An 11,662-nucleotide genomic window follows, 5' to 3' on the forward strand; every position below is an offset into this window, starting at 1 on the left:
GGCGCGAAGACGGGGGTCTCAGCGGATGGCGCGGATCAGACCCGATCCCGCAGGGCTGCGCCGAGCTCGGCATCCACGTTCGTCCAGTACTGGAAGAACCGCTCGCGGATGTCGTCGATGGTGATGGAGCGGCCCTGACCGGTGAGGGTCTCGAGGAACCGCGCCCGCTGCTCGCCGTCGAAGACCTCACGGTAGAGCGTGCCCGCCTGGCCGAAGTCGTCGTCCTCGGCGTGCAGTGTGGCCGCCGAGCGCACGAGCTGGCCGTCGGCCTCCCAGTTCGCTTCGAGCGCCACGGTCGGATCCGCCTCGGGGCCCCCGGCCGCGCCGAACGAGTTCGGGTGGTAGGTGCGGTGTGCGGCGTCGTTGTGCTGGTACCGCATCGAACCTTCGTGCTGGTAGTTGCGCGCCTCGGCCGCGTGCGGCTGGTTCACGGGCAGCTGGTTGTAGTTCGGACCGATGCGGTGACGCTGGGCATCGGGGTACGCGAAGATGCGGCCCAACAGCATCTTGTCCGGCGAGAGCCCGGTGCCGGGCACCAGGTTGCTGGGCGAGAAGCCGGCCTGCTCGATCTGCGTGAAGAAGTTCTCCGGATTCCGGTTCAGGGTCAGCGTTCCGACCTTGATGCGCGGGTAGTCCTTGAGCGAGATGGTCTTGGTGAGGTCGAACGGGTTGAACCGGTAGTCCTTCGCCTCGCCGTACGGCATGATCTGCACGTACAGATCCCAGGAGGGGTGGTCGCCGCGGGCGATCGAGTCGAACAGGTCGCGACGGTAGAAGTCGGCGTCGGATCCGGCGAGCTGCTGCGCCTCCTCGGCGCCCATCGCCTCGACGCCCTGGTTCGAGACGAAGTGGTAGCGCATCCAGAAGAGCTCACCGGCTTCGTTCACCCACGAGAAGGTGTGCGAGCCGTAACCGTTCATGTGCCGCCAGCTGCGCGGGAGGCCGCGGTCGCCCATGAGGTAGGTGACCTGGTGCGCGGTCTCGGGGGAGAGCGTCCAGAAGTCCCACTGCATGTCGGGGTCGCGCAGACCCGAGTCGCCGAGGCGCTTCTGGGAGTGGATGAAGTCCGGGAACTTGATCGCGTCGCGCAGGAAGAACGTCGGGGTGTTGTTGCCGACGATGTCGAGGTTGCCCTCTTCCGTGTACAGACGCAGCGAGAACCCGCGCACGTCGCGCCAGGTGTCGGGCGAGCCCTGCTCGCCGGCGACCGTCGAGAAGCGGATGAGCGCCTCGGTCTTCGCGCCCGGCTGGAACACCGCAGCGCGGGTGTACTTCGACACGTCTTCGGTGACGACGAACTCACCGAAGGCGCCGCCGCCCTTCGCGTGCGGGTTGCGCTCCGGCACGCGCTCGCGGTTGAACGCCGCGATCTTCTCGACCAGGTAGTGATCGTGCAGGACCGTGGGGCCGTCAGGGCCGACCGTCAGCGAATGCTCGTCGCTCACGATCGGGGCTCCGGCCTGCGTGGTGGTGGACGGACGGTACGAATCGGCAGGTTTCGTCATGGTTCTCTCCTTCTCCGCGCAGGCGCGACGAATACCCCCATCCGTGGATGGGCGTTCGTCGGTCGGCTATTGCGCGGCGTTCTGGCAGCTGGGGCAGAGGCCCCAGAAGGTGACCTCGGCGGTCTGGACGGTGAATCCACCCGTCGAGGACGGGGTGAGACACGGCGCTTCGCCGACGACGCAGTCCACATCGCCGACCGCACCGCAGGAGGTGCAGACGACGTGGTGGTGGTTGTCGTCGATGCGCCGCTCATAGAGCGCCGCGGAACCCGCCGGTTCGATCCGGCGGATGAGGCCCGCCGTCGTCAGGTCCGCGAGGATGTTGTGCACCGACTGGATCGACGTGGTCGGCAGCACTTCGGACACGGCACGGTAGACCCGCTCCGCATCCGTATGGGCCATGGAGTCGAGAGCCTCGAGAACGGCGACGCGGCCCGCGGTCGCACGCAGCCCGGCAACGCGAAGCGCCGAGTCGAGTTCTGTCTCCATGCCTCGAGTGTACCCCGTTATTTGAATAACTCAAAAGAACGCATATCGGGATGCTGCGCCGCGGCGGTGCGACCTCGGCTCAGGCGCGTCCGGCCCAGTCGAGCACGCGGGCACCGATGAGTGTGAGCCATCGGGAGGGGTGGCCCTCCCCGGCGTCGACGGGGAACCAGGTGCGACCGGCGAGCGAAGCGCCCTGCAGCCAGGTGCCGTCCGCACGCCGCGCGGCACGCACCAGCTCGACGGCATCCGCGATCCGGTCGTCGGGTGCGCCGCCCTCGACGAGTGACACCTCGCGGAAGTGGTCCAGGGCCGTCAGCGCGCTGTACCGGTGACGACTCGGATACACGAAGCGCCCCACGAACGGGCCGACCTGCTCGCCGGTCGACTCGCGGTACAGCAGCCGACGTCGCAGCAGATACTCTTCGCCCGAGTGCCGCGCCTCGCGCAACGACGTGTCGCCGGTGAGTCGCTCGTAGGCGAGCATCCCGCGCAGGGCGTTGAGCGTGGAGTGGAACGACGACCGCACCGAGTCGCCCTCCTCCGCCTCGCAGTTCCACCCGCCGTCCTCGAGGCGGTGAGCGGGGAACCATCGGGCGAGGGCGGCCACGTCCGCCCCCAGCCAGGCGCCGTTCGCCAGCGTGTAGGCGTTGATGCACACGTCGACCTCGCCGCCCCAATAGGGCAGGTCGTCGTACTCCCACCGGCTGTTCCGCGCCAGGCGCTCCGCGGTGTCGCCGAGCACGGCGGCCTTCACGCCCCACTCGCGCAGATCGTTCAGCGACCAGGTCGTGGCCGTCCACGGCTGCCCCGGCTCCTCGGCCTCCGGGCTGCCGAAGAAGCCCGCCGGGAAGAAGGCGCCGCCGGCCCACTGGCCGTCGTCGTCCTGCCGGGCGAGGAGAGCGGCACCGAAGCCCTCGGTCGCCACCCGAGCGCGCGTCGCCTGCCACACCTGCTCGGGCTCCCGCAGCAGGTCGCGCTCCACCTGCCAGCGCAGCGCGGGGTCACCGTCGAGCAGCCACTGCATCGTCTCCGTCGCGATCGCCATGCGGGCACGCTACTCCTCGGTGCGGCGCGCGCATACCTGTCGCGTCAGGATTCGGCGGGTGCCGAAGGCAGCTCCGGACCGTAGTTCCACGACAGGATGGCGGGCTGCTCGCGCGCGAAGCCGAGAACCGACACCGACCCGGCATCCAGGCTGATCTGGGCGCCGAAGCGCGGAGCGAGCCGCAGGTACACCGCCGTCAGGATGCGCAGGAAGTGGCCGTGCGCGACCAGCGCGACGTCTCCCTGCGACATCGCCGGCAGGACCCGCGTGAGCACCCGCGACGCCCGCGCGGCGACCTCTTCCACGGTCTCGCCGGGGGTGCGCCCGGGGATCACTCCGTGGGTGAACGTGCTCCAGCCGTAGCCGAGCTCCGCACGGATGTCCTTCGTGGTGCGACCCTCGTATCCGCCGTAGTCCCACTCGACGAGGAGCGGGTCGATCTCGGCGTGCAGGCCCGCGAGTTCCGCGGTGCGCTGCGCACGGACGAGCGGAGACGTCAGAACGAGGGAGAAGTCGTAGTCCGCGACGAGCGCACCGGCGCGACGGGCCAGATCCTCTCCGCGGGCGGTGAGAGGGATGTCGGTGAGCCCCGTGTGCCTCCCGGTCCGCGACCATTCGGTCTCGCCGTGGCGCAGGAGGATCAGCTTTCCGGCCGGTGCTTCGGGGGCGGGGTGTTCGAGTATCGGTTCGTGTGCGGGCACAACGACACCGTAACCCCCGCCGGCCTCCGAGTCAGACGAAGCGGACGGTCTGCTGCAGTCGGGTGCGCACGTCGAACAGCTCGTTGCCTCCGATGGCCCGCGCCTGTGGAACGCCCTGACGCAGCACCATGGCGAGCGCACTGCGCCGCACCACCACGACCGGGACGCCCCGGGTCGTGCCGAGCGGGGTGACCGCCTGGGAGAGGTCGTCGTCGGGCAGCACGATGATCGCACCGCCGAACTTCACGCGGGCGGCCTTGGCGACCGTGCGCATCCGCCCGAGCGCGGCGGTCACGGGCGCGCGGGTGCCGAGGCTCGGTCCCGTGATCTCGCCGCGACGGAAGCCGACGACCCCGCCGAAGTCCTCCGACATCACGCCGTACAGGCCCGAGGGGCCCAGCACCACGTGGTCGAGCTTGTCGTCGGCATCGGCTCCGGCGGCGACGTCGTGCCACACCGTGTAGCCCATGCCCAGATCGGACACCGTGCGTGCGGTGGCCTCCTCCGCCAGGGCGTCGGCGAGGAGCCGGCGCAGGTCACGCGGTGCCGAGCGCACGAGCGCGGGGTCGTAGGGATCGGGGACCTCGACGCCACGGCCGGCCCATTCGCGGATGAGGTCGAGGTAGCGCTCGCGGCGCCAGCCGCCGGGGTGACCGTACGACCGGGCCCGCGGGCGCGTGTCGGTGCGGGTCGGCGGCGGACGCCACCCGCTCCACTCGGAGCCCGCCTCGTGGGTCACACCGGTCCGGCGGTCGTAGGCGGCGCGACCCTCGGCGGTGCCGATCAGCTCCCAGGCGCGCTGCACCTGGATGAAGATCGCCGCGTCGCCACCGGTGTCGGGGTGGGTCTGACGCAGGCGCAGACGGTAGGCGCGGCGCAGCTCGACGTCGTCGACGCCGGGGTCGACCTCGAGGATCTCGTAGGCCGAAGCCGAGAGCGGACTGTCGAACATCGCTCTCCCTCCGCGACCGCGGCATCCAGGATATCCGCCGATCCTTGTGGTTTCGCCGATCCCGCCGGCCTCGATGGTTCAGTCGGGGACGTCGACGACGCGCTCGACGCCCAGCACGGGGACGACCGCACCGGCGGATGCTGCGGCCAGGTCATCGGTGAGCCTCGGAAGCTCCGCCTCGGGCGCCCACAGCTCGAGCGTGGCAGTCGCCGCGTAGGTCGGCTCGCCCAGCGTCGCACCGTGATGCCCCGCCCAGTCGCGCAGCAGGTTGTCGTAGCGCCCGGCATCCGCATGCGGCACCTCGAGCGTCACCTGTCGGAGCGCCGCACGCCACACCAGGGCTGCCCGGTCGAGCGTCTCGGACACCGCCGAGGAGTAAGCGCGCACGAGACCGCCCGCTCCGAGCTTCACACCGCCGAAGTACCGTGTCACCACCGCGACCACGTCGGTCAGCTCCCGGCGCCGCAGCACCTCCAGCATCGGGATGCCCGCGGTGCCCGAGGGTTCTCCGTCATCCGACGATCGCGCCTGATCACCGAGCAGACCGGTGATCATCGCGGTGCAGTTGTGGTTCGCATCCCAGGCCCGCTTGCGGACGGCGGCGATCACCGCTTCGGCCTGCTCGACCGACGAGACGGGTTCGACGCGGGTGAGGAAGCGCGACTTGCGGATGACCGTCTCGTGCTCGACCGCGGCCGCGATGGTCGCGGGGTAGCTGCGGGCGGAGGTCACCCGCCTCACGATACCGAGGCCGTCGGCGGCTCACCGGTCGACGAACGCCATCTGCTGCGGGTTGTAGCGGTCGCCGGCCACACCGATGCGCGCGGCCAGGGTCGACAGGTCGGCGACCTCGTCGGCGGAGAGCGCGACGGCGGTGCTGCCCGCGTTCTCGGCGATGCGCGCGGTGCGCCGGGTGCCGGGGATGGGCACGATCCATGGCTGCTGGGCGAGCAGCCAGGCGAGGGCGATCTGGCCGGGGGTGGCGTCCTTGGACGCGGCCAGCTCGGCGACGTGCGCCACGAGCGCCTGGTTCGCCGCCCGGTTCTCGGCCGTGAAGCGCGGGATCGTGGCGCGGATGTCACCGGCCGCGAAGTCCGCCGCGGCGTCGACCGTGCCGGTCAGGAACCCCTTGCCGAGCGGGCTGAAGGGAACGAACCCGATGCCGAGCTCGGCCAGCACCGGAAGGACCTCGGCCTCGGGCTCGCGGGTCCACAGCGAGTATTCGCTCTGCAGCGCGGTCACCGGATGCGCGGCATGGGCGCGGCGGATGGTGTCGGCCGAAGCCTCGGAGAGCCCGAAGTGGCGCACCTTGCCCTCGGCGATCAGCTCGCCCACGGTGCCGGCCACGTCTTCGATCGGCACGTCGGGGTCGACGCGATGCTGGTAGAAGAGGTCGATCACATCGGTCCGCAGACTCCGCAGCGATGCCTCGGCCACCCGGCGGATCTGCTCGGGGCGGCTGTTCAGCCCGACACTCTTCCCCTCCTGGATGTCCCACCCGAACTTGGTCGCGATGACGACCCTGTCGCGGATCGGCTCGAGGGCCTCGCCGACGAGCTCCTCGTTCACGTACGGGCCGTACACCTCGGCGGTGTCGTAGAAGTCCACGCCGTGGTCGACCGCCGACCGGAGCACGGCGATCATGTCTTCGCGGCTGCCGGGGTTCGGGCCGTAGCTCTGCGACATCCCCATGCAGCCGAGTCCGACCGCCGAGACCTGGAGGCCCTGTCCGAGAGTGCGTGTGTGCATGAGTCGTCCTTTCGTCTTCGCCGCGGGTGCGATCCGCGACTGTGGAACCGACGCTACGCCCGGTGGTCGCGACGAGGGAGGGCCTGACGGAACCCCTCTGACCGCGACCCTCCGGCGGCGCGGGCATCCATCGAACGATGGAGACGCGTCTCACCCTCCTGCCCGATCCTCCTCGGCGCCGTCGCGGCTGGACTGGATCCATGCTCCGCACCCTCCGCTCCCTCCCTCTGTGGCTCACCTCTCGACGCGGCGGGTGGATCTCCCTGCTGATCGCGGTGGTGGCGTTCACCGCCCTCCTCGGTGCCCTTGGTCGCGCGTCTCTGCCCACCGGCAGCGACGTCGCCCCTCCGGACTCGGAGTCCGCTCGAGCGGCGGCCCTCGCCGAGCAGTTCTCCGACGCGGACGAGCACACCGTGCTGCTGGTCGCGGCTCGAGACGACGGCGGACAGCTCGGCGACGCAGACCTCGCGGCACTCGGCTCCCTCGCGGCCGACGTCGGAGCAGAGACCGGGCACGATCCGCACGGTCCGATCGTCAGCGACGACGGAGAGGCCGCGGTCGTCCAGGCGACGCTGACGCTGGACGAGAACAAGGACGATGCCGCCGCGGACGCCGTGCACGACCTGCGCGACGCGGTGGCGCAGCATCCGATCGACGGTGTGACGGTGCAGGTCACCGGTGGCCCCGCGTTCGGGGTGGACGTCGCGTCCGCGTTCGACGGCGCCGACTTCACGCTGCTCATGGTGACGCTCGGGATCGTCGCACTGCTGCTCATCGTCACCTACCGCTCGCCCGTGCTGTGGATCATCCCGCTCGTGGTGGTCGCGCTCGCCGACCAGCTGGCGAACAAGGCGACGGCGGCGATCGGAGCCGGACTCGGGTTGCAGTTCGACTCCGGGATCGTGAGCGTCCTCGTCTTCGGCGCCGGGACGAACTATGCCCTCCTGCTGATCTCGCGCTACCGCGAAGAGCTCGCGCTCGACACCGACCACCGGCGCGCACTGGTCGCCGCCTGGCGTGCGACCGTGCCCGCCATCGTCGCCTCGAACGTGACCGTGGTCCTCGCCCTTTCCACGCTCGCGTTCGCCGTGATCCCCGGCACCCGCGGGCTCGGCATCGCCTCGGCCGTCGGCCTCCTCATCGCGCTCGCCGCGGTGCTGCTGGTGCTTCCGCCGGCTCTCGCCGTGTGCGGCCGCCGCCTCTTCTGGCCGTTCGCCCCGCGCGTGGGCGGTGGCGCCGCGACCGGTCGAGTGTGGGGCGCCGTCGCCGAACGCGTCTCCCGGCGCCCCTGGGTGCCGCTGGTCGGTGGGCTCGCGCTGCTCGGCGTCCTCGCCGGAGGCCTCGCCGGCGTGTCCGTCGGTCTCACGCAGGTCGAGAAGTTCCGCGTCGAGTCCGAGTCGGCGGCAGGGCTCACCGTGCTCGGCGAGCACTTCCCCGCGGGCGAGGCGCAGCCGATGATCGTGATCGGTGACACGGCTGAGACCGAGGCGCTGACCGAGGCCGTCGAAGACGTGCCGGGTGTGCTCCGGGTGTCCGCGACGGGGGAGAGCGCCGACGGAGCCCTCACGCGGCTGCTCGTCGTCGGTGAACCGGCTCCGGGAACCACCGAGAGCCTCGATCTGGTGAGCGCCGTGCGCGAGGCCGCGGTCACGGTGCCGGATGCCGACGCCGTGGTGGGTGGACCGGTCGCGGCGGATCTCGACGCCCGCGAGGGCAATCAACGCGACCTGCTGTTGATCGTCCCGCTCGTGCTCGCGGTCAGTCTGCTCGTGCTCATCGTGCTGTTGCGTTCCCTGGTGGCGCCCGTGCTGCTGCTCGCGGTGAACATCCTCAGCGCGGTCGCGGCGATCGGCGCAGGCACCTGGCTGAGCCGGGTGGTGTTCGGATGGGACGCGCTCGACCTGCAGGTCCCGCTGCTGTCGTTCCTGTTCCTGGTGGCGCTCGGCATCGACTACACGATCTTCCTGGTCCATCGGGCGCGCGTCGAGGCGCAGACGGTCGGCACGCGGCAGGGGATGGTGCGTGCGCTCACGGCGACGGGCGGCGTGATCACCAGCGCCGGCGTCGTGCTCGCGGCCGTGTTCGCCGCGCTCGGGCTGCTGCCCCTGGTCACGCTCGGACAGATCGGACTCATCGTCGGGATCGGGGTGCTCGTCGACACCTTCGTCGTGCGCACCCTGGTGGTCCCCGCGCTGTTCGCGATCGTCGGGGAGCGGATGTGGTGGCCGGGGAAGGTCGGGAGGGGCGGATCCCGCGCCGATCGGGGTGCAGATCGGCCGCACGGGGGAGAATACGAGGATGCCGCAGTCGCCACCTCTCCCGACGCGGGCTGAGCGCACCGCCCGTGACGAGCGGGCGGCCGGCTTCCGCGCACCACGTACCTGGGCGAGCCTGGTCGGGTCGATCCGGATCGGGCAGGCCGTCATCACGGTCGTGCTGCTCGCGATCGGCGCCTGGCGTGCCGCGGTCGACGGGGTTCCGCTGCCGTGGGTCCTCGCCCTCTCGCTCGTGTTCCTCGGGTGGTACGGCGGCGGGCTGCTGCTCAGCGAGCGCACGTCCGACCGCCGTCTGGCGACCTGGTGGCTGCTCGGGCTGACGCTCATCTGGCTCGGAGCGGTCGTCGTCTCGCCCGAGTTCGTGTGGCTCGCCTTCCCGCTGTGGCTGCTGGCCGGATTCGTGATGCGACTGCGGTGGGCACTGCTGCTGAGCGCGGCGGTCCTCGCGGTCGTGGTGACCGCCCCGCTGCTGCACACCGGCACCACGACCTATGCGAACGTGATCGGGCCCCTCGTGGGCGGCGTCTTCGCGCTGGGGATCTCGCGCGGGTATCTCGAGCTCGTCCGCGACGGGCGGGAGCGCCGTCGACTGATCGCCTCGCTCGTCGCGACCCAGGAGGAGATGTCGGCGCTCCAGGACGAGCTCGCCCGCACCCAGCGCGAGTCCGGCGCGAGCGAGGAGCGCACCCGGGTGTCTCGCGACATCCACGACACGATCGCCCAGAGCGTGTCGTCGATCGGGATGCTGGCGCGCTCGGCTCTGGAGTCCGGCGATCCCGCGCAGAGTAACCGCGCGCTCGAGCAGATCGGGGCGCTCGCCGTCGAAGGGCTGGCCGATGCGCGACGCATCGTGAACGCGCTGATGCCGGCCGAACTCGAATCCACGGCCCTCGGCGACGCGCTCGCTCGGATGCTGGAGCGCCTGATCGACGAGACCGGGATCGAGGCGATCCTGCACGCCGACGACGACCTGCCGGCGCTCGGCATCGACGCCGAGGTCGCCCTGCTGCGGACGGCGCAGTCGGCTCTCGCCAACGTCCGCTCCCACGCATCCGCGTCGCGCGTCGTGGTGACCCTGGCCGATGCCGGCGATGCGGTGCGGCTCGACATCGTCGACGACGGGGTCGGCTTCGAGGCGACCCGGTGGGATGCTGAGGGCGGGGTCGGCGGCCAGGGCGGCGGGTACGGGCTGCGCTCGATGCGCGCGCGCCTCCGCGAACTCGGCGGCGGACTCGACGTGGAGAGTGCCCCGGGCGACGGCACCGCGCTCTCGGCGCACGTTCCGCTCGGCGGCACGGTGCAGGCGCGACGGAACGGGGGCGAAGGATGACCCCGGTGCGCGTGCTGCTCGTCGACGATCACCCGATCGTCCGGGCCGGGGTGCGCTCGCTGTTCGATCACCGCGACGACGTCGAGGTGGTCGGCGAGGCGGCTTCCGGAGAGGAAGCCGTGGTTCTCGCCCGGCACCTGCATCCCGATGTCGTGCTGTGCGACTTGCGGCTCGGCGAGGGCATGGACGGCGTGCAGACGACTGCCGCGCTTCGTGCCCAGCATCCGGCACCCGCCGTGCTGATCCTGACGACGTTCGACCGCGACGCTGAGATCCTCGGTGCGATCGAGGCGGGAGCGGCGGGGTACCTGCTCAAGGATGTCGCTCCGGACGACATCGTGCGGGCGATCCGTCAGGCCGCTTCCGGCGGACTCGTGCTCACCCCCGAGCTCAGCGAGCGGGTCGTGCAGGTCATGCGCGCGCCGCGGGTGCGGCTCACCGACCGCGAGCTCGACGTGCTCCGGCTGCTCGATACCGGCGCATCGAACCGCGAGATCGCGAAGACCCTGTTCGTCACCGAGGCCACCGTGAAGACCCACCTCGTGCACGTGTTCGAGAAGCTCGGCGCCGACAGTCGCGCCCGCGCCATCGCGATCGCCCGCGACACCGGGCTCCTCTGAGCGGGGGAGCTCAGTCCGTGTCCGCCTCGACCGAGTCGTCGCGCAGGTGCGCGATGTGCGCGGCGTGCCGGGCGAGATGGTTCGGCGACCTCCGCACGAACAGCCACGCCACGAACAGCAGCACGAACCAGATCGGCGTGACCAACAGCGCGGTCAGCGTGTCGGGCTGCGTCGTCAGCGCCCACAGGACGAACACGAAGAACGCGAGCACCACGTAGACCATGAACACCCCGCCCGGCATCCGGAACGTCGACGCGGCGACCTTGTCCTTGCGGGTGCGCCGGTACACGAGGTAGCTGCACAGGAAGATCGTCCACACGAACATGAAGCACAGCGCCGAGACCGTGGTCACCATGTCGAAGGCCGTGCCGATGTCCTTGCCCGCATACAGCAGCACGACGCCGGACAGCAGCAGGATGCACGAGAGGAACAGGGCATTCTGCGGCACGCGGCGGCGCGAGAGTCGGCCGAAGATCCGCGGGGCATCCCCGTCCTGCGCGAGGCCGAACACCATGCGCGAGGTCGAGTAGATGCCGGAGTTGGCGCTCGACATCGCCGAGGTCAGCACGACCAGGTTCACGACCGTCGCCGCGATGCCGAGTCCGGCGAGGGCGAACATCGCGATGAACGGACTCTCGCCGGCGACGTACTCGGTCCACGGGGTCACCGCCATCAGCACGATGAGTGCGCCCACGTAGAACAGCAGGATGCGGATCGGGATCGCGTTGATCGCCTTCGGCAGATTGCGCTTCGGGTCCTTGGTCTCGGCGGCCGCGGTGCCGACGAGCTCGACGCCGACGAACGCGAACACGGCGATCTGGAATCCCGCGACGAAGCCCATGAAGCCGTGCGGGAACATGCCGCCGTGATCCCACAGGTTCGAGAAGCTGGCGGTCCCCGCGTCGTGCTGGAAGCCGGTGAAGATCATCACCAGGCCGGTGACGATGAGGGCGACGATCGCGACGATCTTGATCAGCGCGAACCAGAACTCCATC

11 protein-coding genes are annotated in these 11,662 nt (G+C 70.7%); 3 read left to right on the top strand and 8 right to left on the bottom strand.

Going from position 1 to position 11,662, the window contains the following annotated elements; genetic code table 11:
• Nucleotides 1-35: 35 nt before the first annotated feature.
• The 7 genes from ACNPM4_RS15880 to ACNPM4_RS15910 form a co-directional block, all read right to left on the bottom strand.
• Nucleotides 36-1,505, bottom strand: coding sequence for a catalase (locus tag ACNPM4_RS15880; protein WP_262002088.1), 1,470 nt, complete (start codon nt 1,503-1,505; stop codon nt 36-38).
• Nucleotides 1,506-1,571: 66 nt separating this feature from the next.
• Nucleotides 1,572-1,994 carry a Fur family transcriptional regulator gene (locus ACNPM4_RS15885; protein ID WP_029264333.1) on the bottom strand — a complete coding sequence of 141 codons (423 nt, stop codon included), beginning with the start codon at nt 1,992-1,994 and terminating at the stop codon, nt 1,572-1,574.
• A gap of 79 nt (nt 1,995-2,073) precedes the next feature.
• The gene (locus tag ACNPM4_RS15890) at nt 2,074-3,039 is read right to left on the bottom strand and encodes a squalene cyclase (RefSeq protein WP_448986324.1); all 966 of its coding nucleotides are present in this window, start codon (nt 3,037-3,039) and stop codon (nt 2,074-2,076) included.
• Between the two features lie 44 nt (nt 3,040-3,083).
• Nucleotides 3,084-3,740, bottom strand: coding sequence for a histidine phosphatase family protein (locus ACNPM4_RS15895; protein ID WP_448986325.1), 657 nt, complete (start codon nt 3,738-3,740; stop codon nt 3,084-3,086).
• Nucleotides 3,741-3,771: 31 nt separating this feature from the next.
• Nucleotides 3,772-4,692 carry a J domain-containing protein gene (locus ACNPM4_RS15900; RefSeq protein WP_105711736.1) on the bottom strand — a complete coding sequence of 307 codons (921 nt, stop codon included), beginning with the start codon at nt 4,690-4,692 and terminating at the stop codon, nt 3,772-3,774.
• A gap of 78 nt (nt 4,693-4,770) precedes the next feature.
• On the bottom strand, nt 4,771-5,424 hold the full coding sequence (locus tag ACNPM4_RS15905) for an IMPACT family protein (RefSeq protein ID WP_448986326.1): 654 nt from the start codon (nt 5,422-5,424) through the stop codon (nt 4,771-4,773).
• A 30-nt stretch (nt 5,425-5,454) separates the two neighbouring features.
• Nucleotides 5,455-6,441, bottom strand: coding sequence for an aldo/keto reductase (locus ACNPM4_RS15910; protein WP_448986327.1), 987 nt, complete (start codon nt 6,439-6,441; stop codon nt 5,455-5,457).
• Between the two features lie 200 nt (nt 6,442-6,641).
• Between ACNPM4_RS15910 and ACNPM4_RS15915 the strand changes: the two genes are divergently transcribed.
• Genes ACNPM4_RS15915 through ACNPM4_RS15925 form a run of 3 tightly spaced genes read left to right on the top strand, consistent with a single transcriptional unit; the run spans nt 6,642 to nt 10,667 of the window.
• Nucleotides 6,642-8,774, top strand: a complete 2,133-nt coding sequence (locus ACNPM4_RS15915; RefSeq protein ID WP_448986328.1) for an MMPL family transporter — start codon at nt 6,642-6,644, stop codon at nt 8,772-8,774.
• Complete coding sequence (locus tag ACNPM4_RS15920; RefSeq protein ID WP_448986329.1) at nt 8,740-10,047, top strand: sensor histidine kinase; 1,308 nt, start codon at nt 8,740-8,742, stop codon at nt 10,045-10,047. Before ACNPM4_RS15915 ends, ACNPM4_RS15920 begins: the two co-directional genes overlap by 35 nt.
• On the top strand, nt 10,044-10,667 hold the full coding sequence (locus tag ACNPM4_RS15925; RefSeq protein WP_448986330.1) for a response regulator: 624 nt from the start codon (nt 10,044-10,046) through the stop codon (nt 10,665-10,667). Before ACNPM4_RS15920 ends, ACNPM4_RS15925 begins: the two co-directional genes overlap by 4 nt.
• A gap of 10 nt (nt 10,668-10,677) precedes the next feature.
• On the opposite strand, the gene ACNPM4_RS15930 is transcribed toward ACNPM4_RS15925, so the two are convergent.
• Nucleotides 10,678-11,662 (bottom strand): amino acid permease (locus ACNPM4_RS15930; protein WP_448986331.1); only part of this gene is annotated, 985 nt, incomplete at its 5' end.

Source organism: Microbacterium umsixpiens, from assembly GCF_053543675.1.